The sequence below is a fragment of the Dorea formicigenerans genome (genome assembly GCF_025150245.1).
GTDB classification, from domain to species: domain Bacteria; phylum Bacillota; class Clostridia; order Lachnospirales; family Lachnospiraceae; genus Dorea; species Dorea formicigenerans.
In genome coordinates this window covers 120,251-145,651 of sequence record NZ_CP102279.1, presented here as the reverse complement: position 1 = coordinate 145,651, position 25,401 = coordinate 120,251, and the positions used below count along the sequence as shown (strand labels likewise).

22 protein-coding genes and 1 other RNA gene are annotated in these 25,401 nt (G+C 41.6%); 1 reads left to right on the top strand and 22 read right to left on the bottom strand.

Going from position 1 to position 25,401, the window contains the following annotated elements; translation table 11 throughout:
* Positions 1–136 precede the first annotated feature (136 nt).
* The 21 genes from NQ560_RS00680 to NQ560_RS00580 all read right to left on the bottom strand — a co-directional run bounded on the left by NQ560_RS00680 (position 137) and on the right by NQ560_RS00580 (position 24,448).
* Positions 137–784: a class II aldolase/adducin family protein gene (locus NQ560_RS00680; RefSeq protein WP_005331912.1), complete on the bottom strand. Its 648-nt coding sequence runs from the start codon at positions 782–784 to the stop codon at positions 137–139.
* A 28-nt stretch (positions 785–812) separates the two neighbouring features.
* Entirely contained in the window at positions 813–1,898 is a 1,086-nt protein-coding gene (locus NQ560_RS00675) for a sugar ABC transporter substrate-binding protein (protein WP_040015372.1), read from the bottom strand.
* Between the two features lie 58 nt (positions 1,899–1,956).
* Positions 1,957–2,910, bottom strand: a complete 954-nt coding sequence (locus tag NQ560_RS00670; RefSeq protein ID WP_005331909.1) for an ABC transporter permease — start codon at positions 2,908–2,910, stop codon at positions 1,957–1,959.
* On the bottom strand, positions 2,900–4,402 hold the full coding sequence (locus tag NQ560_RS00665; RefSeq protein WP_005331906.1) for a sugar ABC transporter ATP-binding protein: 1,503 nt from the start codon (positions 4,400–4,402) through the stop codon (positions 2,900–2,902). The genes NQ560_RS00670 and NQ560_RS00665 overlap by 11 nt, the downstream gene beginning before the upstream one ends.
* A 63-nt stretch (positions 4,403–4,465) precedes the next feature.
* Positions 4,466–5,947, bottom strand: coding sequence for a rhamnulokinase (locus NQ560_RS00660; protein WP_005331905.1), 1,482 nt, complete (start codon positions 5,945–5,947; stop codon positions 4,466–4,468).
* 16 nt (positions 5,948–5,963) lie between these two features.
* Positions 5,964–6,872 carry a glycyl-radical enzyme activating protein gene (locus NQ560_RS00655; RefSeq protein WP_005331903.1) on the bottom strand — a complete coding sequence of 303 codons (909 nt, stop codon included), beginning with the start codon at positions 6,870–6,872 and terminating at the stop codon, positions 5,964–5,966.
* Positions 6,873–9,284 (bottom strand): glycyl radical protein, encoded by a 2,412-nt coding sequence (locus tag NQ560_RS00650; RefSeq protein WP_005331901.1) that lies wholly within the window; start codon positions 9,282–9,284, stop codon positions 6,873–6,875.
* 420 nt (positions 9,285–9,704) lie between these two features.
* Complete coding sequence (locus NQ560_RS00645) at positions 9,705–10,088, bottom strand: hypothetical protein (protein ID WP_005338039.1); 384 nt, start codon at positions 10,086–10,088, stop codon at positions 9,705–9,707.
* Between the two features lie 105 nt (positions 10,089–10,193).
* Complete coding sequence (locus NQ560_RS00640) at positions 10,194–10,628, bottom strand: ATP synthase subunit K (RefSeq protein WP_005331894.1); 435 nt, start codon at positions 10,626–10,628, stop codon at positions 10,194–10,196.
* A 23-nt stretch (positions 10,629–10,651) separates the two neighbouring features.
* Positions 10,652–12,502 carry a V-type ATP synthase subunit I gene (locus tag NQ560_RS00635; protein ID WP_005331893.1) on the bottom strand — a complete coding sequence of 617 codons (1,851 nt, stop codon included), beginning with the start codon at positions 12,500–12,502 and terminating at the stop codon, positions 10,652–10,654.
* Complete coding sequence (locus NQ560_RS00630; protein WP_005331891.1) at positions 12,499–13,113, bottom strand: V-type ATP synthase subunit D; 615 nt, start codon at positions 13,111–13,113, stop codon at positions 12,499–12,501. The genes NQ560_RS00635 and NQ560_RS00630 overlap by 4 nt, the downstream gene beginning before the upstream one ends.
* 12 nt (positions 13,114–13,125) lie before the next feature.
* Complete coding sequence (locus tag NQ560_RS00625; protein WP_005331890.1) at positions 13,126–14,421, bottom strand: V-type ATP synthase subunit B; 1,296 nt, start codon at positions 14,419–14,421, stop codon at positions 13,126–13,128.
* A gap of 11 nt (positions 14,422–14,432) precedes the next feature.
* Positions 14,433–16,163: a V-type ATP synthase subunit A gene (locus NQ560_RS00620; RefSeq protein ID WP_005331889.1), complete on the bottom strand. Its 1,731-nt coding sequence runs from the start codon at positions 16,161–16,163 to the stop codon at positions 14,433–14,435.
* A 13-nt stretch (positions 16,164–16,176) separates the two neighbouring features.
* Positions 16,177–16,698 carry a hypothetical protein gene (locus NQ560_RS00615; RefSeq protein ID WP_005331888.1) on the bottom strand — a complete coding sequence of 174 codons (522 nt, stop codon included), beginning with the start codon at positions 16,696–16,698 and terminating at the stop codon, positions 16,177–16,179.
* 12 nt (positions 16,699–16,710) lie between these two features.
* Positions 16,711–17,271, bottom strand: coding sequence for a hypothetical protein (locus NQ560_RS00610; protein WP_005331887.1), 561 nt, complete (start codon positions 17,269–17,271; stop codon positions 16,711–16,713).
* A gap of 339 nt (positions 17,272–17,610) precedes the next feature.
* Positions 17,611–18,123 (bottom strand): tRNA (cytidine(34)-2'-O)-methyltransferase, encoded by a 513-nt coding sequence (locus tag NQ560_RS00605; protein ID WP_005331883.1) that lies wholly within the window; start codon positions 18,121–18,123, stop codon positions 17,611–17,613.
* A 252-nt stretch (positions 18,124–18,375) separates the two neighbouring features.
* A complete protein-coding gene (locus NQ560_RS00600; protein WP_005331879.1) occupies positions 18,376–19,542 on the bottom strand; it encodes an aminotransferase class I/II-fold pyridoxal phosphate-dependent enzyme in 1,167 nt (388 codons plus the stop codon).
* Positions 19,542–20,033, bottom strand: a complete 492-nt coding sequence (locus NQ560_RS00595; protein ID WP_005331874.1) for an Lrp/AsnC family transcriptional regulator — start codon at positions 20,031–20,033, stop codon at positions 19,542–19,544. Before NQ560_RS00595 ends, NQ560_RS00600 begins: the two co-directional genes overlap by 1 nt.
* A gap of 27 nt (positions 20,034–20,060) precedes the next feature.
* Entirely contained in the window at positions 20,061–20,930 is an 870-nt protein-coding gene (locus NQ560_RS00590) for an AIR synthase-related protein (protein WP_005331872.1), read from the bottom strand.
* A 114-nt stretch (positions 20,931–21,044) separates the two neighbouring features.
* Entirely contained in the window at positions 21,045–22,517 is a 1,473-nt protein-coding gene (locus NQ560_RS00585) for a VanW family protein (RefSeq protein ID WP_233420462.1), read from the bottom strand.
* Between the two features lie 182 nt (positions 22,518–22,699).
* Complete coding sequence (locus tag NQ560_RS00580) at positions 22,700–24,448, bottom strand: B12-binding domain-containing radical SAM protein (protein ID WP_005331870.1); 1,749 nt, start codon at positions 24,446–24,448, stop codon at positions 22,700–22,702.
* Between the two features lie 160 nt (positions 24,449–24,608).
* Here NQ560_RS00580 and ffs point away from each other — a divergent pair.
* Positions 24,609–24,872, top strand: an RNA gene (gene ffs, locus NQ560_RS00575) — signal recognition particle sRNA large type.
* Positions 24,873–24,921: 49 nt separating this feature from the next.
* Here ffs and tadA read toward each other — a convergent pair.
* Positions 24,922–25,395, bottom strand: a complete 474-nt coding sequence (tadA, locus tag NQ560_RS00570; RefSeq protein WP_005331869.1) for a tRNA adenosine(34) deaminase TadA — start codon at positions 25,393–25,395, stop codon at positions 24,922–24,924.
* Between the last annotated feature and the right edge of the window lie 6 nt (positions 25,396–25,401).

Genomic DNA, 25,401 nt, shown 5'->3' with positions numbered 1-25,401 from the left:
ATTTATTTCAAATTATAATATAGCCATTTTTTTATGTCAATTTCTTTCCATATATAGAACAAAAGGGGATTACTCTACAGATAAACCTCCGTCTTGTAATCCCCAATAAATAACGCACACCTATTTTAACTATTATTTATTTTCCTTGACCATATGAATTTTTCACAAAATCCTGCATCGCTGCTATATTTTCGTCAGAGATTCCTACTGGTTTTCCACCTGTTGCTTCTATCATATAGTAAATTTGGGATGTAACTTCCAACACTTTTGCAACTTTAAAAGCGCCTTCCATATTTTCTCCGACACATACTGCTCCATGAGAATGAATCAGACATGAATTTGCCTTTTCTCCCAGCGCCTTTACACAATTGTCTGCAAGTTCCTGTGATCCCGGAAGTGCATACTCCGTACATCTACATACATCTCCCATAATCTGAGCTGCCTCATCAATAATCAGTGGAATATCCTTTCCCTGCGCTGCGTAAACCATAGAATACAGTGGATGTGTATGAATAACCGCATTCACTTCTGCTCTGTTTCTATACACAGACAAATGCATCTCTGTCTCAATCGTCGGTTTTCTTGTTCCTTCCACAATCTTTCCGTCTAAAGTACATACTACAACATCATCTTCCACGATTGTATCGTAAAGCATTGCACTCGGTGTCAGATATACGAGACCTGTTTCTGAATCTCTGACACTGATATTTCCCCATGTCTCTACGGTTAATCCAGATCCTGCCATACGTTTTCCACTATCTACGATTAATTTTTTATAATTCATGTCCTGCCCTCCTGATTTCCTTCCTTAATTATTTGGATGGACTAATTTCAGCTGTGTATTTCTTTGTCTCTTCAAGCGTCTGTTTTGCATTCTCGCTTGTAATCAGTTCGCATCCTGTATCAATGTAAGATTCTGCATCTTTACCTGCGAAGATCTTAGCCATGTTTGCAACACCTAATTTACCCATCTTAATTGGCTGCTGCGCACAAGTTGACACAAACTTTCCATCCACTACATACTGTAATCCTTCTGTCACACCATCATATGAGAAAATTTTAATCTGATCTGTAAGTCCGGCTTCATCTACTGCCTGATAAGCTCCGATTCCCATCAGGTCGTTCTCACAATAGATAACCTGAAGATCTTTATTTGCCTGAATAATATTCTGGATTGCTGTGTAACCCTGATCTGTCTCCCAGTTTGCATGCTGCTCTGCAACAAGATCAACAACATCACCTGCTTTATCAAGGAATCCATTATATCTGTCATCATCATTTGTCTGACCCTGAACACCTCTTAAGATTGCTGTTTTACATCCATCCGGATACATCTGCGCAACCTCTTCACCAACGAGCTGACCACCGACATAGTTGTCTGTTCCATAGAATGGAATATCTTTGCCAAGTGTCTTTAATGTAGAATCATCTAACTTTGTATCTAGATTGATAACTGGAATATTTGCAGATTCACACTCCTGAAGAGCTGAAATCAGACCTTCGGAAGCCGCCGGTACAAGAATGATACCATCTACGCCCTGTGAAACGTAGTTCTCAATAATTGTCAACTGTTCCTCAACCGATGCATGCTGTGATCCTGCCTGAATCTCACATTTGATTCCTAATGCATTACATGCCTGCTGTACTGCATTAGCAACAATAATATGATACTCATTATTCAATGTCATACCACAAAATCCGATTGTATATTTACTGTAATCTCCATCTGGAACCATAGATTTCATTTCCTCTACAAGCGCATCGGAAACTTCTGTCGTTGCATCTGCCACCTTGTCATTGTTGCTGCTGCCGCTGTTTTTTGCTCCGCTTCCACATCCAACAGCCATTGTAGCCACCATTGCTACACAGAGAATCATACTCACTAATTTTTTCTTCATAATCTTCCTCCTTCGTTTTGTTTTTAAGTGTGCATTTATTTCATATATCATTCTGATATTACTCAGCTTTTCTTTCTTTTCTCTTATCTACAAATACCGCAACAATAACTACAAGTCCTGTAATGACCGTCTGATAATATGTAGCTACGTTCATAATCTGAAGACCATTTGTGAGTGTTGCCAGAATAATTGCACCTGCGACTGTATTTGCAAGTCTTCCTTTTCCACCTGACATGGAAATTCCACCGATAACAGATGCTGCGATTGCATTCATCTCATAAGAGTTTCCTGCACTTGGATCTGCATATAACAATCTTGAAAGAAGCATAACTCCTGCAAATGCTGCGAAAATTCCACACAGTACATATACCGCAACTTCTAGTCTTTTTACTTTAATACCAGAAAGTCTTGCCGCATGTTCATTTCCTCCAAGCGCGTAAATACGGCGTCCAAATTTTGTATAGGAAAGAATCAGGATCATTACTGCATAAAATACAATTACATACAGTACACCTATTGGAATTACTCCAAATAATTTTGTTTTCATAACAGCTCCGATTTCCAACGGGAATCCAGATACTGCCTGTCCTCCATTGATAATCTGAGCCAGACCTCTGACTGCCTGCATAGAACCAAGTGTTACGATAAATGCCGGAACCTTTCCATAACTGATAAGTATACCATTAAAAAGTCCGACTGCCGCTCCAAGCACCAGGCAAAGGATAATCGCAACAGGAATTGGCATTCCTTCCTGAAGTCTCAGTGCAAGAAATATTCCAACAAATCCTACGACGGATCCTACAGAAAGATCTATCCCTCCTGTCAGAATAACTAGCGATGCTCCAATAGCTACTACTGCGTTAATGCTGGCCTGATTAATAATATTCATAACGTTATTCAGCGTTAAGAACTGTTTTCCAAGGGCTGAACAAATGATTGTAAATACAACGAAAATACAAATCATTCCTATATAAATTATCCAGTCCGATATATTTACTCGTTTATCCTTCATGTTTTTCCTCCTCCGCAAGTTCCATTTTCATAGTCTCTTCCTGAGTCAGCATTCCATCATTTTCGACAATTCCATTTATGCGTCCTTCCCGCATAACCACAACCCGGTCACTCATCTTCAATACTTCTACCAGATCTGATGAAATCATAATAATGGAGGCTCCCTTTGCAATCAGATCATACATAATGTTATATATTTCATCTCTGGCACCTACATCAATTCCTCTGGTAGGCTCATCAAAAATATAAATATCAGCATCCGAATATAACCATTTTGCAATAACAACTTTCTGCTGGTTTCCACCTGACAGGTTCTTCGCATCTGTCAGTTCTGAAAACGTCTTGATTTTCAGACTTTTAATATAATCTTTGGAAACACTGCGCTCTTTTCTTCGATTTAAAAACGGTTTACACAACTTCGGAAGATTTGGCAGTGCAATGTTTTCTGCCACGGAATGCATCAGAATCAATCCTTCATCTTTTCTGTCCTCACTTAGATATACAATTCCGTTCTTAATGTTCTCTGATAAGTTCGTTCCGATTTCTTTTCCCTTGTAGATTACTGTACCGCTGTCTTTTTTGTAGTCTCCAATAATTGTTTTTGCTGTTTCGGTTCTTCCGGCTCCTACCAGTCCTGCAAATCCAAGGATCTCGCCCTTGTGCAGATCAAAGGATACATTTCTTACCAGATTCTTATAATTCAGATTTTTTACGGAAAGTACAACTTCGTCTTTCTTTAAGTGCGGATTTTCCAGTTTTTCAAAAGAAACCTGACGTCCTACCATCAACCGTGTCAATTCATCCTCTGTCGTATCTTTGATATTAACAGTATCGATATATTCACCATCTCTCATAACCGTACATACATCACCGATTTCCAAAAGTTCACTCAGGCGATGAGAAATATAAATAATACCTATTCCTTGCTTTTTCAGTTCTCTGATAATATCAAACAACATTTCTGTTTCTTTATCAGTGATTGCTGCTGTTGGCTCGTCCAGAACCAGGATTTTAACATCATTTGATATTGCTTTCGCAATCTCTACCAGCTGTTTTTTCGCCACGCTCAATTCTGAAATTAAAGTCTTCGGGCTGCAATCCAGTCCCACGCGATCCATACATTTTTTCGCTTCTTCAATCTCTTTCTTATGGTCTACACGGCCTCCTTTTACAATCTCTTTTCCAAGAAAAATATTTTCATATACTGACATTTCCGGAACAAGATTGAATTCCTGATAGATTACACTGACACCCGCCTTAATTACCTCTCCCGGCGGCATTGGCGGCATTTCATTTCCATCTAAAATCACGGTTCCTTCTTCTCTGGCATATGCACCTGACAATATTTTGATCAGTGTAGATTTTCCTGCTCCATTTTCTCCCAGTAGAATATGTACCTGACCCTTTTTCACTGTCAACTGAGCATTTTTCAGGACTTTTACTCCAAAGAAACTTTTCGTAATATCTCGCATTTCTAATATATTGTCCTGCATTTCTTTTTATCCTCCTTCCTCTTTGGCTGCATTTTGTTACTTTTCTTCTTCCCTCCCTGCTATCTAATGGTTTAAAACTGCTCTGTAAAGCATTCTTATTTTCTCTGCATTTTCATTCTTTTCCTGTATCAGTTCTGTACGATAAGATTTTGCGATAATATTTCGGATATCCCCAAGTTCTAACTCTGGTTCGAAATACTTTAACTGTACTGCCAGATTTCCCATAGAAGTACTTTCTCCAAAACATACCACAACTGGTTTTTCTGTATAACCCGACATCAGCCTCAGCAAAATACTGCTTGCGGCTCCGCCACCGACAATATACACTTTTTCAAAATTCCTGCCGCTAATCTTCTGTGCATCTTCAAGTGTGATTGCATAAGAGCAGGCCAGTGATTCATAAAATGCCCTAAACAAAATCCCCCATTCCATTTCACCGTCTGCCTGTCCGCTCTCTGTAAGAGATCCCCAGACTTCCCGTGACATACTTTCCGGATTAAAAAATCTAATGTCATTCAGATCAATGAAAACCTCTCCTTTTGCACTCTCTGCCATCTGTGTAATTTCGCTCCATGGTACTTCTCTTCCATAAGCAGCACACAATTCTTTTCGAAGACAGTTTGCTATAAACATTCCTGCGTTGTTCTTTAATAAAGTAATCTTTCCAAATGCGCCAAGTTCATTTGTCAGACTGGACCGAATCACTTCGTCATTCTGAATTGGCTCATCCAGTTCCGTTCCTATCAGCGACCATGTTCCACAGCTTACAAATCCAAAATCCTTTTCCTGTGCTGGAATTGCGGCAACGGCAGATGCTGTATCATGAGACGGAACACATATGATTGGAATCTCATAATCAATTCCAAGTTTTCTGAGAACCTCTTTTTTTATATCCCCGATTTTCGTTCCATGTACGCCAATTTCAGAGAATAATTTTTCCGAAATTTTAAATTTTTCACATATCTCGGAACTGATTTTCTTCTCTTTCACATCCATAAGCTGTGTTGTGCTTAACTCACTTGGCTCGTTGACCATCTTCCCTGTCAAGAAATAATTCAAAACATCCGGAACCATCAGACATTTATCTGCTTTTTCCATTACATCTGAAAATTCTTCATTCATTCCTGCAAGCATATAAACGGAATTAATTTTGTCACACAAAATCCCTGTCTGGTAAAACATTTTTTTCTTTTCATCTTCACTTAGCGAAGCCAGCACGCGCTCACCAATTGTATTTCGATAACAAAGCGGATTCTGAATCATCTCGCCATTCGAATCAAACATGGCAAAATCAACTCCCCATGTACAAATTCCGATAGAATCGATTTTTTCACCACTGTCAACAATACTTTTTAAAGTTTCTATAAAACCATCAAATATCTTCCTGATATCCCAGTAGTAATACTCTCCGACTTTTTCCATTCCGTTGGGAATCTGTTTTATAACTGTACTTTCTATTTTTCCATCCCGATATCTTCCAAGAACTACTCGATAGGATGAGTTTCCACAATCCAGTGCCACCATGGTCTTATTTACTTCCCCCATACTCTGTCCCCTATTCTTATTGAATTTTTATTTTTAAATCATATTTATTTTCATATTCTTTCAGGAAATTCAAATCCTGAACTTTCAGTGATTTCATATCTCCCATTTCATACATTCTTCCAAGTCCCTGATATTTTGGAAGTCCTAACCGATGATATGGTAAAAATACCACTTCTTTCACCTTTGAAAGCCGTTCTGCGAATTTCAGGAATTGTTCAATCGCTTCTGTGCCATCATTGCATCCTGGGATGTATGGATATCTCAGATAAAAATCCCCTTCAAAATGTTCATCTATCCACCGAATGTTACTGATGATCTGTCGATTATCCACTCCTGTCAGCTCTTTATGCTTTTCAGGATCATAATGTTTATAATCACAATAAATTGTATCTACATCAGAAGCAATCATTTCAATATTTTCTTGTGGTACTTGCCCACAAGTCTCTATCAATATATTCCAGCCTCTTTTTCTTATCTTTCTCGCACACGCATGAATGAATTTTGAATACATTAACGGTTCTCCACCGCTAAATGTAATCCCTCCTCCTGATGCAAGATAGTAATGTTCATCTCGCCCCAGAACCTCCATCAATTCTTCCACTGTGTAATCCGTTCCCTGTCTGACTCTTGCATCTGCATAACATCCATCTATGCATGTCCCGCACAATTTACATTCATCAGAGTCTGTAATCATTCCGTACCCCGGCATGTTCTTAATAGCCTGCTGCGGGCAGCTATTTATACATTTCCCGCAGCCAATACATTTTATTTCTTTAAAAAGGATTTCCGGTTTAAAAGACTGTGACTCTGGATTTGCACACCATTTGCATCGAAGGTTACACCCCTTCAAGAACACTGTTGTTCGAATTCCTGGTCCATCTTCTGTTGCGCAACGTTCAATATTGAAAATCCTTGCTTTTTCCATTTACATCTCAACCTCTGTTCGATTAATCACATCATTCTGACACGCAACTCCCAGTGAGGTAAATAATGCACTGTATCCAGATACTCGAACCATCAAATCTGGGAAGTCCTCCGGTCTTTTCTGTGCTTCTTTTAAGACTTCATTATCTACAACGTTAAACTGAATCTGCTCTGCATCCTTATCAAATAATGCCCGCATCATATCAAGAATTTTCTGTCTGGATTCCTGGTTTGCAATTGTAGATGGTGCAAGTCTCATATTGAAAATATTTCCTTTCTGGTCATAGATTGTAGGAATCTTTGCAACAGAATTGCATGCAGCAGTTGCCCCGTTCCGTTCGGAACCATTTGCCGGAGATACTCCGTTATTTACCGGTTCTCCTGCTGATCTTCCATCCGGTGTTGCTCCAATACGGCTTCCAAATGAAATATTTCCGGTTACCGGCGTCTGGCTATAAGCGAAACAACAAGGTACTGGACCTTTTCCATATTTTGAACTCTTATAATCATGATTTAGACTATGTCCAACATATTCCTCGATTGCTACAACCCATTTATCTGCATAGTCATCATCATTTCCAAACTTTGGAACTTTATTTTTCATGATCATCTGAATCTCTTTTCCTGTCGGAGTTGTTGACTCATCCTCAAAATTTGTGGCACATGCATGTAACAACTGTTCCATTGTCAGTATCTTTTTGTCAAATACAAGATACTCAATTCCTGTTAATGCATCTCCCGCACTGATGGTTCCTGCTGTCGGACCTCCATCTGCTGAATACAATGCACCACCCTCAACCAAATCCAGACACCTTCCGATACAATCCTGTACAAGCGAAGACCTGAAAGCATTTAAGTCATATCTCACATGGACTTCATCATTGATGTGTTCTGTCAGACAATTCAGATCCAGGAAGTATTTCAAAGTCTTTTTATATTCTTCAAAGATATCTTCCATAGATGAGCTTGCCACAATATCTTTGTCTGGTTTTCTAAACACAGTTCCTGTTGCCGGGTCTTTTCCATTATTCAATGTTATTTCCAGAACCTTTTCAATACTGAGCCAAGGTCCTTTTGCTGCGAAATCCCATTTTCCAGGAATAGATGCCTCAATACAGCCATCCGGACACCAGTCAACCAGATCCTCTTCAGCAACACCCATCTCTCTCAAAATTTTTATAAATGCTTTATCATTATAAAATGCAGGCATTCCACCTTTGTGTTCAATCGTTGCCTCCAGCGCATCCATAAGCACTTCATCTGTCGTTCCATCAAAGCACTTGACTGACACAGAAGGTGTGATTAATTTCAGTTCTCTGCACGCCTGAATACACATTCTTGAAATATCATTTGTTGCATCCTTTCCTTCTACAGTCTGTCCACAAATCGCCAGATTAATGAACATCTGATATCCCATAAAAAATTCTGTATCTGGCCAGGAACGAAGTTTGTTTAATTCATTACATTTAATGAAGAAACATTCTATAATCTCTAATGCTTTTTCTTTTGTAATTCTTCCCTCTTCAATATCTTTCTTATAAAGAGGATATACATACTGATCAAATCTACCAAGTGAAATTGCATGTCCATTAGATTCCATATGTACGGCAAGGAGAACCATGAAAATTGACTGTACAGCTTCTTGGAATGTTCTCGCTGGATGAAACGGTACATATCTACAAATCTCAGCCAGCTCCATTAACTCTTTCTTGTACTCTGAATCATCTGTTTTTCCTGCTTCTTCTTCACACTTATCTGCAAGTCGGTTGGAATAATTTAACACTGCTTCATTTCCAAGCTTTGCTGCTTCCAGGAAATGTAATTGCTTCAGCGCGTCTGGATCCAGAATATCAATGCTGTCTTTTTTCTCTTGAATTCTTGTCAATACATCTTCCAGACCCTTCTCAACAACCATTTTATAATCAACAATCTCATTCCCCAGTCCGGCTGCACATACCCATGTTTCATCTGTGACTCCTGCATCCCATGCATCATTGACTTCCTTTGGCAGATTTTTGCGAACATAATCATAAAGTGTCTTTCCATTCCAATATTCTGCACATTCGCGAACTATTTTTTCATCTTCTGGCAAAATATAAAATTTGTCTCCAGGTCTGTCTTCCCATCGATACGGTTTTCCATCTAACTCTTCTAGAATCCACTGAGCAGAATATTCTGGAAATACTGGTGAACTCTTTGCGTTTTTTGCCATATTACCAACAATCAATTCCCCTGGTTTTACCCAGACTGTCATTTTATCCAGCACTTCATAAAAAGATTTTGCCCTGCGGATAATAATCGGCAGACCATCTGTTGTTTTCATAGATTCTGTAAATATCTTACATCTCTCACCATCTACATACGGTTTCTGTTCTGTCAGCTCTTTTCGAAGCCGCTGAATTCTTTCATTCATACAATTACCTCCCTGTAATCAATTTCCGTCCATATGTAACTTGTTACATTTCTTATCGATAAACAAATCATAGCACTATAAATAATCATCGTCAATTATCTATTTATTTTTTAGTAAATTTGCACAATTTTCTTTGTTTTCTGTTTTTTTAGTCATTTTAAATGTAACCATTTACATTTTTTGATGATATATTTTGCTATTTACGTAAAGTATTGGATTATACTTGTTTTCTGTTCCTCTGCTATTTTTATTTTTTTGTATGAAACATGTTACATTTTTTGTTATTTTTATATCTATTCGTGCATTCTGCACAACCACTAAGAATAACGAATAGGCAGACTGCTTTTTCACAGTCTGCCTATTTTCCAATTCTTCATGTAGCAGTTTACGCTCCCTTATTCTTTTTATTCCTTTCAATTTTTAATAATATTTCCGTCTCATACTTCTGTTTTCCCGTCTTCTCTGACACAGTTCCTGATAAGTCATGACCTGGATCAGATTCTGCAGCCACTCGCCTGTTTCCTCGCCTTCTTTTGCTTCATCTTTCTTTGTTTCATCTTCTTTCGCGCGATTATAAATTCTTCTGCAAAGCAGCAACAACTGCAGCCGGTCTGGATATTCGTCATACATAACGCTCCCCGTATACTCCAGACGGTCACATTCCTCTTCGATATATGGTATCAGACGCTTTGCCGTTCCTGGATATACACTCTTCATATATTCATAATCCCTCTGGTTCTGACGCTCATCATCATATAATAGCGGCATTGGATACGCCATATAGTAAGGAAGTTTTTCATCCATGTTCATACACTCCCACAAAATTCATCTGCTTTATCATATGCAGAAAGAAAAAAAGCGGAACAGCAATTGCTGTTCCGCTCAAATTTTTCTGTATTCTGTTTTTTATTAACCTAAGAGCAGTAAGCCGAATACCAATGTGAAGAGGGCTACTGTCTCTACGATACCTACTACGATGAAGTAGTTAGCTGTACCTTTTCCGGTTGCTCCTAATGCATCAGATGCTCCAGCGGCACATTTACCCTGGAATAATGCTGAAAGTCCGATTGCGAGTCCACAGAAGATACCAACACCAAGTGCCAGTCCTGCGTCTGCTCCGCCTTCTACTGCTGATTTGATAAAGTTCATAAGAAGGAATCCGTAGATTGTCTGTGTAAGAGGTGCTCCAGCGAACGCGATCATGATGAACGGTGCCGGTTTTCCACTTGCATAACACTTTTTCCATGCTCCTACTGCTGCCTGTCCTGCAAATCCTGCACCGAATGCTGATCCTGAAGCAGATAAACCAAGTGCAGCTGCCATTCCAACAAATGCTAAATTCATAATTTTTCTCCTTTAATTAAATACTATTTAATAATTTTATCGTTTACTTTAAATGGTTCGTATGCAATTCCTGTCCACTCCAGTCCTGCCTGTCCTGAGAACTCCAGAACGTTCAGTCTGACACCGTGTACTACGACTGACAGGAAACACATGATAATATTCAGTCCGTGTCCGATGAGTACAACTACAACAGCGAGAATAATAAGCGGTCCGTGGAATCCTGCTGCGATTCCGTTAAAGCTCTGAGAAATGGCAAGTCCTGCCATACCTACTGCGAACAGACGGATATAACTCATTACGTTACCAAAGCAGCTGATCGTATTCAGGAATACGGTAAACGCATCTGCAAGACCAGCTTTCAGTCCCTGTGCAAATGTACGATCCGGTGACATTGCACCGAAGAGAACAACAAGTAAAAATGCTACACCAATCATTGCAAATACCGGTGTGATGTTAATGCTCTCTCCGATTACCAGATAAAGTGATAATAAATACATTGCTACAATTGCTACGAGCCAGCCAAGGTCTGCAACCCAGCTCAGGTTCTTCTCAGCAATCTTTTTCTTAATAGAGATCAGACTACCAAGCGCCATCTGAATTGCTCCTACAGAGAATGAGAACTTCATAATCGTGTTCTGCTGTGCAAGAGCTGTAACTCCGAAGTAATCCGGATAGTTTGCAAAGCTTGGAATTACCAGTGCTTTCAAGAACGGAACATTCATTGCTGACTCCATTCCGAACCAGGTACCGGTAATCGCTCCCCATATAACGGTTGCAATTGAAAGTACAAATAATAAGTAAACTATGTTGCTATATTTCTTTTCGCCTTTTGTCTTCACTGCAAATACTATTGTTCCGATCAGAATCAGCATACCATATCCGGCATCACCGATGATCATTGCAAAGAACAGTGTGAAGAACAGGAAGAACCAAAGTGAGATATCAGACTCTCTGTATCCCGGAAGGATTCCTAAGATATCAAATACCGGCTGGATCAGTCCGGAGACTTTTCCGTATTTAACTTTCGTAGGTACCTGATCGTCGTCCTCTGCTACGTCTTCCTGCGCCCAAGCCCATTTATTTGCTGAAGCCGCTTCTTTGAATTTTGGAAGGTCTTCCTCTGGAAGATATCCTGAAATCCATACGAAATCCTCATCGCTTTCTGCGGTCTCACTTGCGGAAGAATAATTCTCCTCGTTCTGAGCTTTGAGCATCTGAGCCTGAAAACTGGCATCATATACAGCAGCTTTTTTAAGAATCTCGTCGCACTCTGCGTTCTGACGCTGGCACTCCTCAATCTCTTTTGTAAGTTCACTGATTCCTTTTTCCGGAATTGCGAACTCTGCTGCCGGAATTGTTGCCGGCAAAGCTCCGATTACAGCAACGGTATCCATCTTATCAATAGTAGCAAGACGGATCATTTTAACTTCCGGATCCTGCTCAGCCATCTCAAATTCATTTTTTGCCAGACGGTAAAAATGAAGATCATACCCTGCTTCTTTTAATTCTTTTAATTCAGCCGGTGCGAAATCGCCCCATGCTTTTACTCGTTCTATCTCTGCACCTGCTGCACTCATTTCCTGGGACAGCGCTGACTTTTTGTCTAGTGCTGCAAGCACGCCCTGATACATCTCTTCAAACTGTTCGTCTGAAAGGATCGGAGCTTCTTCTTTCCCCTTGGATTTTTTATCCGGCGCATAGTCTAATAATACTCCGGCAGTCTTAGAAAGTGTTGTAAATCTTTCTGACGCTGCGCGTGCCGGACTTTTCTTCTCTGCCAGATGCAGAAGTCCGAGATCCCGAAGTCCATCGAGCATCTCATCTTTCTTGGAGACGGATGACACGACATAGACCATTTTCATCTTTTCAATCATTTTGCCGCCTCCACAAGTTTTTTCTTTGAAATCTTTCCGCGAACAACTGCCGCTGTCTGCTGATCTCCAAGGAATACACCAATCACACGGATATTCTCCTTTGCCTCCGGAATCTTAACTTTCTCGAACAGATTTACTCTCTGAGATGTAGCACGAAGCTCATTCTCAAGAAGTGTTTCCTGTTTTCGAAGTGTAGATACCAATGCATCCAGACGAGCAATCTCACGAAGTTTTACAATTGCAGTATCAACCCACAAAGGATAGTCGTCAACATCGTAAACAATGTCTTTAAATGTCAGCTCCTGAAATGTTGGAACCGTTACACCTGCGATGTTCTCATTCTTACAGATAACTGTCTCTGGCTGTACCAGGTGATCGAGTTTTTTCTCTTCATCGAAGATTTCATTCTCCGCGAAAACTGCAACCCAGTCATCCAAGTCTCCAATCATCTGAGCACGTTCGACTTCCTTCTGCTCCAGTTCAGCTTTCGTCTTCATAATTACCGATTGCAACTGCTGTTTTTTAAGCTGCAGAGTAGGAAGATAGCGCTGATACTGTTTCAGGTGGTCTTTCTGCACCTTCTGCTCATTTTTTGTAAGTTTGATAGCCATCAACTACTCCTTTTAGTTTAATGCCTCTTTCTTTGGCCATCTTTCTTTCAGAAGACTTGTCTTCAAACCAGTCTCATTTGGCTCGAAGCACTCTGCAAGAATTTCCCAACCAAGATCAAGTGCATTTTCAAGTGGGATATTAACACTAAGGTCCATTAATTTTGTTTCGAACAATTCACCGTATTTCAGGAGTTTCTCGTCCCATTCACTCATAAGGAATCCCATGGATTTCTTCTCGAGAGCTTCCTTGTACTGTGAGTACAGACGAATCATGCCATCCATCAATGCACGGTGGTCATCTCTTGTCTTACCATTTACGTTCTGTTTCAGACGTGAAAGAGAACCGAATGGCTCGATATGTCCATTTTTCAAATAATACTGACCTTCAGTGATATAACCTGTATTATCAGGTACCGGATGAGTTACATCATCACCTGGCATTGTTGTAACACCAAGGATTGTGATAGAACCTGCACCCTCGATATCAACCGCCTTCTCATAACGAGATGCAAGGCAACTGTAAAGGTCTCCCGGATAACCACGGTTTGATGGTACCTGCTCCATCGTGATAGCCATCTCTTTCTGTGCATCTGCGTAGTTTGTCATGTCAGTAAGAAGTACAAGTACTTTCTTTCCGGCAAGAGCGAACTGCTCTGCAACAGCAAGAGACATATCTGGAACCAGTGTACACTCAACGATCGGGTCAGCTGCTGTATGAATAAACATAACTGTGTGGCTCATTGCTCCACCTTTTTCAAGTGTATCGCGGAATGTAAGGTAATCGTCATATTTCAGACCCATACCTCCAAGTACGATAACATCTACTTCTGCCTGAAGAGCGATACGTGAAAGTAACGCATTGTAAGGCTCACCTGAAATAGAGAAAATCGGGAGTTTCTGGCTCTCTACCAGTGTATTGAACACGTCGATCATCGGAATACCTGTACGGATCATATTCTTAGGAAGAATACGTTTTGCAGGGTTAAATGAAGGTCCACCAATCGGAATCATGTTCTCTGTAAGTGCCGGACCGTGGTCTCTTGGAACTCCTGCTCCGTCAAATACACGTCCGAGCAGATGCTCTGAGAAGGAAACCATCATAGGTCTGTCAAGGAAACGAACAGAATCGTTGGTTCCAACACCCTGTGCACCTGCAAATACCTGAAGAGATACAATGTCTCTGTCAAGTTTAATAACTGTCGCGTAACTGTCACCTACTAAAGCAAGGTCGCCAAGACGAACACCTTCTGCTTTAACAGTAACAACGTTACCGACGATTGATTCAATTTTTGTATATACTTTCTGCACTTTAGAACCTCCTACTCAACTGCTTTTGACTTGTAGAATTCCTCAATCTTCTTCGCCTGCTCATGGTATTCTGGTGTCTCAAAGACAGTACCATGCCAGTCAAGGAATTCCTGTCTCAACTGGTTGAAGAAGCTTCGAATTTCATTCTTGTCTTCCAAATCATAGGACGCCATTAATGCTTCATAAAGTTTATCGAATTCCTGTCTCTGTCTCTCCGGTGGGCATGCTGCGTCAATCGGATCGAATGAGTTCTGCTGAAGATATACAGCATCAAGAAGTTCGCCTTTCTGATAAATGATGTAGTCTTCTGCGGATGTTCCTTCCTCACCAACTACCTTCATCATCTGATTGATCTCGTTTCCTCTTGTAAGGATTGCACGAGCCTCTTCGATACGTCCCATATCTACAACACCGGTATATTTAGACCATGAATCCATCGGATGGATTGCAGGGTATTTACGAGCATCTGAACGCTCTCTTGAAAGTCCGTGGAATGCTCCAACTACCTTCAGTGTTGCCTGTGTTACAGGTTCCTCAAAGTTACCACCGGCTGGTGATACTGTACCACCGATTGTAACAGATCCGACTTTACCATTCTTAAGTCTTACTTTACCAGCTCTCTCATAGAAAGAAGCGATTGTAGACTCAAGGTAAGCCGGGAATGCCTCTTCACCTGGAATCTCTTCCAGACGTCCTGACATCTCACGCATCGCCTGTGCCCAACGGCTTGTAGAATCTGCAAGAAGAAGAACGTCAAGTCCCATCTGTCTGTAGTACTCTGCAAGTGTTACGGCTGTGTAGCAGGAAGCCTCTCTGGCCGCTACCGGCATGGAAGATGTATTACAGATGATGATTGTTCTTTCCATAAGAGATCTTCCTGTCTTAGGATCTTCCAGTTCAGGGAACTCTTTCAGAATCTCTACAACCTCACCGGCACGCTCTCCACAAGCTGCCACGATAACGATATCTGCCTCACCATTCTTTGCTTCCATATGCTGAAGAACTGTCTTACCAGCTCCGAAAGGTCCAGGAACGCAGAATGTTCCACCTTTTGCTACCGGGAGGAATGCGTCTACACAACGAAGCTGTGTTACCAGCGGCTCGTCCGGACGAAGTCTCTCATCATAGCATTTTACAGCCTGTTTGATTGGCTGTGAGATTACCATGCTGAGTTCTTTCTCCTCACCTTTGCTGTTTGCGATCACGCAAATTGTTGCTCTTACATTATAAGAGCCTTTTTCTTTAATAGATTTAACTGTCCAGTCACTACCTTTCAGTGTGAACGGAACCATAATTTCATGTTTAAATAATCCTTCAGGAACACTACCGATTGAATCTCCTGCTTCTACGGAATCTCCAACTGCTACAGATGGTGTGAACTCCCAGTCTCTATCTGGAATAGGATCAAGATACACACCTCTCTCAAGGAAGAATCCACACTGCTCTGCAAGATCCGGCAACGGGTTCTGAAGTCCATCAAATACCTGGGTTAACAGACCTGGTCCAAGTTCTACGCTCATCAGCTCACCAGTAAACTCTACCTGATCTCCGACTTTGATACCATTTGACATCTCGTAGATCTGCATGCTGGCAACACCATTGTTGATTCGGATAACCTCTCCTTTAAGACGTTTTCCATCAACAAGAATATAAGCAACTTCGTTCTTATGAACTGCACCATCAAAGCTGACGTTTGCCAGGTTTCCGTTAATACCAGTTACATATCCTGTTACTGTTTCCATCAATTCTCTCCTGTTATAAGCTATATACGCGTTGCTGCACCTGATCAAAAAGACGTTTGAATTCCTTCTGTCCTTTTGACTGAACAAAACAGCTCTGGCGTTCAAGCAATTTTAATTTAATCGCATACCCGAATAAATATACATCATCGAAAGTATGCAAGCCTACCAATGAATCAAGATTATCAAATTCATAATCCAGCAAGATCTTCTCTGCTTCCAGCGGATTCTTTGCAGCCAGCGCTGCTCCTGCTACCTGTGCAGTCACAGAATCCTTATCATAGGATGCCAGATATGGTCTTCCCAGATTTACACTTCTCTGATAGTTGAGTTCGCTCATAAGATTCTTATAAGAGGCAGCCCACTCTTTCATGATTGGTCCCTCTTCTGACGAAAGTGTCAGGTTCTTTAAGCACTCATACTTTGATTCACTTACATTTGACTGGCACATGCCAAGAAATTCCTCATAGGAAAATGGCATCTCCCCGTCTGTTCTCAGGTCCGGCAGGCTTGATATCAAGTAATAATATGAAGCCATATGCACCTCCTGTTAGAAATCGAGATCTCTGAAGTATGGCATCAGCATCTGCATGATCTCATCATCAGAACAGTCGAAATAACCTGAACCGTCTTTTGCAGCCAAACGGAATCCTGCGCGGACACCCTTTGTAGGTCTGATTTCAAGTCCATTCTTGATCTCTTCTGCAAGTTCTGCTTTGAGTGAATCGTTCACTTCTGAAACTTCAACTGCATAATTCTTCACATCTTCATCTGATACTACAGCGTGGATCAGTTTTCCAAGAGCTGCGTCTGAGAGATTGTTCTCAATCTTTGCTGAAAGAATCTTTTCAAATTCAGCCTGTACCTCAGTTTTGAATGCAAGCATAGCATCTCTTTTTGCCTGCTCTGCACTGATTGCAGCGCTTTCTTTAAGAATACCGATCTCTTTTTCTGAAGCTTCCTGAACACTCTTAGCCTCAGCCTTCGCATCTGCTACAATTGTTTCTGCTTTTTTCTTAGCTTCTGAAATAATTGCTTCTGCTTCTGCATTAGCCGCCTCAATTCCGTCTTTGCGGATTGACGAAACTAAGTCTTGAATCTGTAATTCCATAAGTTCACTTCCTTTTCTTTATTTTCTTGGTTCTGTTATGCCACAGCATCTGCTGTTATGGCATTTTTCGGACTTTTAATTCTTCTTTCAGGCTTTCATCCCATTGTCCGTGTCTGGGACTCAGCAGTACAAAGCTTCCCCAAGCTTCACATTAAGAACTCCAGAGGTTTTCCGTTCCCCCTTCTTCTCAATGGCTGCTTCTGCCGTTTGCTCACCACCTCTCCCTTTAGATAGAATAAACCTTCTAATTGAAATTATAATATACCAAACCTGGAAAATCTATAAATTTATCATTTTTTCATATATTTACAGAGTGTTTTTATATTTTCATGAAGGCTATTATAATAGTTTCCCTGAGTCTCCCCAGTGTAATCTGTGCAGATGTCCTTCCAGATTCATCCCTGCAAAGCCATTTTGCCGCAGAGCTTCATAAAGAACAATCGACACGGAATTGCTTAAGTTTAAAGATCTGATATCACCCACCATCGGAATTCTTACACAGTCTTCCTGATGTTGTACCAAAATCTCCTCCGGTATCCCCGCACTCTCTTTTCCGAACATAATATAGCAATCCGGTTCATAACTCACTTCCGTGTACACCTTCGGTGCCTTGGTCGTCGCCATGTAGATCTTTGCTCCTGGATTGCGTTCCAGAAAATCCGCATAATCAATGTATGTAGTCACATCCAGACTTCCCCAGTAATCCATACCGGCCCGTTTCAGGTTTTTCTCATCCAGACGAAATCCTAATGGTTCGATCAGATGTAATCTGGTATTAGTTGCCACACATGTGCGTCCGATATTCCCAGTATTCGCTGGTATCTCCGGTTCGTGCAGTACGATATTTAGCATTTATCTATCACCTTTCTGCATTTATTCAAAAAAACTATTTGTACAAAATTGTACTTAATTTTATACAATAAGTCAATGGTTTTTCTAGTAAAAATGTGTTTTTCTTTCTATCTTAATTGATATTTTTTGCATATTATGAACAAATTACTTGCAGAAAGAGACATACCTGTATGCTTGCAGATATGTCTCTTCCCTTTCATTTTTTCTTTATTTTCAGGCTTTATTAGCATTTTTTTAACAATATCAAAGCCTCTATTTTTTTCTCAGTTTTTCGATAAAATGATTTACCCGTCCGAGCGCTTCTTTCAAATCGTCCAATGAATATGCGTAGGAAATTCGGATATATCCTTCTCCACTTGCACCAAATGCACTTCCCGGAACAACTGCGACCTTCTCCTCTCGAAGCAGTTCCGTCGCAAATTCTTCAGACGTCATCCCAAACTCCTGAATGTTCGGGAACACATAAAATGCTCCAAATGGCTCAAAGCAACGAAGCCCCATTTCTTTAAACGTATGCATAAGATAACGTCTTCTCTCATTATATGCTGTGCGCATCTTCTGAATCTCATCATCACAGTTCTTCAATCCCTCGATTGCTGCATACTGACTGTTTGTCGGTGCACACAGGATTGCGTACTGATGGATCTTCACCATCTGCTCCATGATGATCTGCGGTCCGCATATGTACCCCAGTCTCCATCCCGTCATGGCAAGACCTTTTGAGAATCCATTTACGACCAGCGTCCTCTCCCGCATACCAGGAAGGGATGCAATGGAAACATGTTCTGTCTTATAAGTCAGTTCTGAATAAATCTCATCAGACAATACATAGAGATCATATTTCTCTACAAGTTTGGCAATCGGTTCCAGGTCTTCTTTTGTCATGATCGCGCCGGTCGGGTTATTCGGGAACGGAAGCACCAGAATTTTTGTCTTCGGTGTGATTGCAGCTTCCAGTTCTTCTGCTGTTAGTTTGAATTCATTCTCCTCTTTCATCGGAATCGGCACCGGCACACCATCTGCCAGTGTGACACACGGTGCGTAGGATACATAAGACGGCTCAGGCACAAGCACTTCATCTCCCGGATTTAGCATAGCACGCATGGTAAGGTCAATTCCCTCACTTCCGCCAACCGTTACCATAACCTCATGCACATAGTCATAACGCACATGGATCTTTCTGTCCAGGTAGTTGCTGATTTCCTGACGCAGTTCCTTAAGTCCTGCATTTGACGTATAAAATGTACGTCCTTTTTCCAGAGTATAGATTCCTTCCTCCCGTACTCTCCAAGGAGTGTCAAAATCCGGCTCCCCCACTCCAAGGGAAATTGCATCTGGCATCTCGCTTACAATATCAAAAAATTTACGGATACCTGACGGTGCAATGCCGGTTATTTTCTTAGATAATGGATCTCTCATTATGGCATCACCGGTATCCTTTCTTCTTTTTTCTCATGTTTCAGAATCGTTCCATGATCCTTATATTTCTTTAAGACGAAATGTGTCGTTGTTCCTACTACACCTTCCAGAGTCGATAACTTCTCTGATACGAATCTTGATACTTCCATCAGTGTCTTTCCGTCAATGCTGACAAGGTAATCATAAGATCCGGAAATCAGGTAAACTGCAGTTACTTCCGGATAGTTCACAATACGGTCAGCCATATGGTCAAATCCACGCTCTCTCTGCGGGGTCACGCGAACTTCGATCAATGCATTCACAAAACCTCTTCCGGCTTTGTCCCAGTCGATCAGTGTATGGTAACCACAGATAATCCCTTCTTTCTCCATGTCTGCAATTTCATTTGCAACAGAAATTTCGTCTGTCCCAAGTAAAATTGCAAGTTCCCCAAGATCAGCTTTGCTGTTCTTTTCCAGATGTTTTAATATCTCACTACGAATTTCGTTCATCTTAAACCTCCACTTTGGAGGATTCTGCTATATCTTCATCAATTCGTCCGGAGCAGGACGGTCGATATAGCGGATGTCCTCCCCATTCTGTATTATTTTGTCATTATTATCCGTAAGGCGTCCGATCACAGCCGCCTCTGTCTCCTCTTTTCGAAGCGCATCTGCCAGTGCTTCCCCGTCATCACATATCATTAATATGTTTCCCGTGGAAGCAAGCTGATACGGATTGAGCTTATAATATTCACAAATCTCGATTGTTTCCTGTCTCACAGGCATTGCCTTGAGATCCACTACAAGTCCGGTATCAGCTTCCTTAGCCAGTCTGTAAAGTGCGGCAAAGATACCGCCTTCTCCAACCTGGCGCATGACAGATACGCCTCCGGCTTTTGCAACCCTGATTTCACGTTCTGCGAAGATGGTCTCTCGGAATTCCTCTACCTGATGCAAAAAAGTTCCGGAAAAACGCTTTCCAAGTTCTCTTCTTTTTTCATCCAGAATACGTAGAGTTCCCTCCAGACCAATCCATTTTGTAAGGACAATGTCCTGACCGGCTCGCATCGTCTCCTTGTTCCACGCCTGCTGCTTTACATCAGCCGCCAAAGCGTTCACCTGTACAAATGTACCTGCTGCCCAGGCTGCGCGGATAATCTCCGGCTCCCAAAACGTCTGACCGTGTTCTCTTGCGCAGCGCGCGGCTTCAGCTTTCACATCATAAAGATGCGTTTTCTTTTCTTCCAGCGGTGCACAGACTCTGATTTCCATCTGATCCACCCGTTCCGCCCGCGTCAGCACTTCATTCATTGCCGCCGCAATTGCATATCTTCCTATCTGTTTTGAATTTCCGTAAGCTGTTGCCATCTCACTGACCACACAGCCATGTTCTGTCTCAAACTTCATATCTTGTCTGTTCACCTCCTGTCTTTTATTCCATTTATTTTCTCATTGATTTCCTGATTTTCAAAAAAAACAAATCTGTTCTTTTTACCCGGCAGAAAATTCCTCCCGGCATTCTTACTGCTCAGACGAAGATTCCATGGAACTCGCCTCGCCAATCGCCGCCTGTATCTTTACTTTATCCTGTGTTGAGACTGCTTCTTTCACAACCGCTGCCGCACTGCTGTTCTTTGTCTTGATTCCTACAGAAATGGTTTTGTCCGCTTTGCTGTAAGTACTTTCGTTAATGACATCTTTGCTCACCTGCTTACCATTCTCATAGACAATCTTCCAAAGTTTTACTTCTTTCCCCGTATGTGCACTTCCGGTCACTTCCATCTCTCCAAGCGCCAGTTCAGCATCTGCTTTATACTTGACTCCCGGCTCTTCTGTCGATACCTCTTCCGACTCAAATTCAATCTTTCTTGTCTTATCTCTTGTCTCTTTTCCGTAAATTGCAAAACAAAGCTGATTATCGTCATCAATCTCTCCAAAAATGTAAATCGGAGTATCATAGTTATTTTCAAACACAAAATCTTTCGTGTCACCGGCAATTGCCGCATCTCTTGACGGCGGTACATAGGACACCAGCATCGAATGTGGATACCGTTTTACGACTTTCAATTCAGAGAATAGCACTGCATTGTAGAGTGTCGTGGAAACCTGACAGATGCCACCGCCATATGTATCTACGACCTGACCATTCTCATAAGAACCTGCCTGCACATATCCATGTTCTTCATCATATGGTGCTGTTACATCGTGAACCGAAATCTGTTCTCCCGGCATCACGACTGTACCATTCAGTTTCTCCACACCATTTTTCAGATTCTTCCAGCGTTCTCCGCCTCCGGCATCTGTAGAAAATGAGCCAAGTTCATCCTGTATCGTGGACAGATCCGCCTCTGTCACACTTGGCTGTTCTTCTTTTACCTTTGCCTCCATGGCGAATGATCCATGATCCCAGGAGTCATTTAAATGTTTCTTAATTGCTTTTATAGTTCCACTCTTATCTACGGTCTCGCCAATTTCCTCTTTGTTAATCTGAAGTCCGCTTCCACTTTTCGTAATGGTCGCATTCTGTGCGTGCTTTGCAAATGGAACTGCCCGTTCTTCCAGAATGTTCTCCGTCGCTTTCTGATCCAATGTATATTCCGGGCTCAGGACAACTTTTTCTTTAGATAGTTTACGAAGACTCTTATATCGTCCAAAAAGTCCGCCGCTTTTTCCATAGTCCATGGCAGCCTTCACATTCGCCTTCACGTCTGCGTAATCAAATCCACATTCCTCAAGTGTCGCTTCTGCCTTCTGACCTTCCACAGTCAACGATACCGTCTGCTTCTGATCTGCTTTCTTCTGACCGGCCAGTTTCTCTAGTGCCTCTTTTTTTGAAAGCCCGGACAGATCTACGGTTCCGACATAGATATTCTCTGCAATCTTATCCTCCGGAAACTGTGATACATAGTGATGAAACGCGCCACAGACAATTCCAAGTATCAGAATACAGCCTGCAAGACAAAATCCTGCAATCCTGATTCTGCGTCTTCTCATTCTCGCCTGTTTCCTGGTCATTCTCCTGCGTCTTCTTCGCGCCATCTTATTTTCTGCATCCTTTCCGGTTTATTCTAGGCCATCATATAAGGGATAATCATCGTTGCCACCATCGCGACAATCACAACAAGTACTACGATTGAAATGATTCTCCTTGTCTTTTTATCATTGAAATTCATTCTCTATCCTCTTCTTTCCAACGAATCTTTCTTTATCATACACGTTCTCGCTTCCTGATTCAATGGATTTCGAAACTTGTAATCAAAAAGTAACATTTTCCCCATATGCGGGAAATATTCCAGGTGCGTCATCTTGCGCATCTGATTTCTATCAAACTGTTCATATCCCGGCAAATGCTTTCGTTCTTTTTCCTCTTCTTCATAAAATGCTCTGACAAACCGCTTGTCTGTTGCATCTTCGCCTGCAAATTCCGGACGGCTCTTCGCATTTTCCCTGAGATAATAATCATAAGTCAGAAGTTCCCGCATTACGTCTGCCTGCTCTGGATATTTTTCTTTCACAAAATCCAGCACGATCTCATACCGGGCGCTTCTTCGGTGCTGAATCCCCATGTAATCATGCTCTTCATAATACTGCCACAAATCTTGGTACATCTGATATGCAGATGCATAGTTTTTCACCAACGCTTCCACTACATGGGTGAATTGTCCACTATTATAGTAGATTTCCACCATTTCTTCAATCCCTTTCAGCTCAATTACATCTGAATATGGAAGCCATTTTGTAGAAAGTACTTCATACGGCGGCTCATCTTTATATCGCAGCTCATATTCCTGCTGCATCTCCTGCATATACGAACCTTTTAACACTTTCAGAAAACCAAGCTGTAACTGGTCCGGGCGCATGCTGTAGACATCATCAAATGACTTTCGAAAGCTTTTTATGTCTTCATACGGAAGTCCTGCGATCAGATCCAGATGTTGATGGATATTTCCCTTTTCTTTTATCCTTGCCACATGCTCACGGACTTCCTCAAGCCTCATTGTTCTTCGAATCTCCCGAATCGTATCCGTATTCGTAGACTGCACCCCGATTTCCAGCTGGATCAGTCCCGGACGCATCTGCCGGATCAGTCTGATTTCCTCATCATTCAGCAAATCCGCCGCAACTTCAAAGTGAAAATTCGTGATTCCATTGTCATGCTCCTGAATATATTTCCAGATTGCCATAGCATGGTCATGTTTACAGTTAAATGTACGATCCACGAACTTCACCTGCGGAACCTTATGATCCAGGAAAAACTGCAGTTCATTAAACACTAGATCCAGGCTCCGGAATCGAAGCCGCTTATCAATCGAAGACAGACAATAGCTGCATGAAAATGGACACCCCCGGCTCGTCTCATAATAAATGATCTTGTTCTCGAACTTTTTCATATCGTGATAGACAAATGGAACCTCACTCAGATCCATTGGCACACGCCACGGCCGCTCACAGATCGTCCCATCCGGACATCGGAATGTAATCCCGTCTATCTGCTCCAGCGATAATTCTGATGTTTCGGAACGCTTCCCATACACTTTACATAATTTTGCAAATGTCTTCTCACCTTCCCCTTTCATCACACCAGTCAGTTCCGGCAGCCTCCCCAAAGTCTCCCGGGAGTCATAGGACACCTCCGGTCCCCCTGCCCAGATGATTACATCTTTCATAACTTTTTTCACATCCCGAATCATCGACTCCACATAATCCAGATTCCAGATATAGCATGAAAAACAGATCATCTCTGCCTGTCTCCTATAAATATCTTTTAAAATCTCATCTCTGTTCTGATTGATCGTATATTCCGCCAGTTCTATCTGAACATTCACATCCTGCGGCATATTCTTTTCGGCATATGTCTTCAGACAATACACGGCAAGGTTCGAATGTATATATTTCGCATTGATCGCGACAAGTAAAATCTTCATAAATATATGCTCCTTTTCGAACGATTATACCACCTGAAATCAAAAAGGGACAGGTTAAAGTTCAATTGGGGACGGGGTTTTTTTGAAAAAGAACCGGGGTAAAACTGAAAAAACCCCGTCCCCAATTGACTTTTCCACCATCTTCCGTTATAATATGGACTTGTGCAGCCGGGGTGGTAGCGGTACCTTGAACCTGCAATCCGCTATAGCAGGGGTGATGTTGTGCCGAGGGCATTGGTCTGGTGAAGCCGCCCCTGGTATGTGGCGTTGATATCTGGGTCTTACGCGACGAAAATCCATGAACCGTGTCAGGTCGGGAACGAAGCAGCACTAAGTGGAATCTTTCGGGTGCCGTAAGGGTGCCTGGGTTGAGTTTACTGCCAGGGTAACGTTCGTTGGATCGTGTTCGACGCACAACGCACGAAAAAAATATTATTCGTGCACAAATAAAAGCAATAATCCAAAGTTACGGATTATTGCTTATTTTTTTTACGTTTTTCTCTCAGTTCTTTAAAAAATGTTTTCATCATCTGACTGCATTCTTCTTCCAGAACCCCTGTTGTAAGCTCTACCTGATGATTGAACTGCGGCATCTGCAATAGATTTAATATAGATCCTGCGCATCCTGCCTTTGGGTTCATGCAGCCAACTACAACTCTTGTCATTCGAGATTGAACGATTGCACCGGAGCACATCTGGCACGGCTCCAGAGTCACATACATCGTACATTCTTCCAGCCGCCAGTCTTCCATTTTCTTACTTGCTTTACGGATTGCCTGAAGCTCCGCATGAGCCAGTGTATTTTTATCGATTGTTCTTCGATTATATCCGCGAGCAATAATTTTGTCCTGATACACGATTACACAGCCAATCGGAACTTCTCCGATAGCATATGCCTTTTTCGCCTGTTTGATTGCCTCCCGCATATATTTTTCATCTGCAGTCATTTTTAC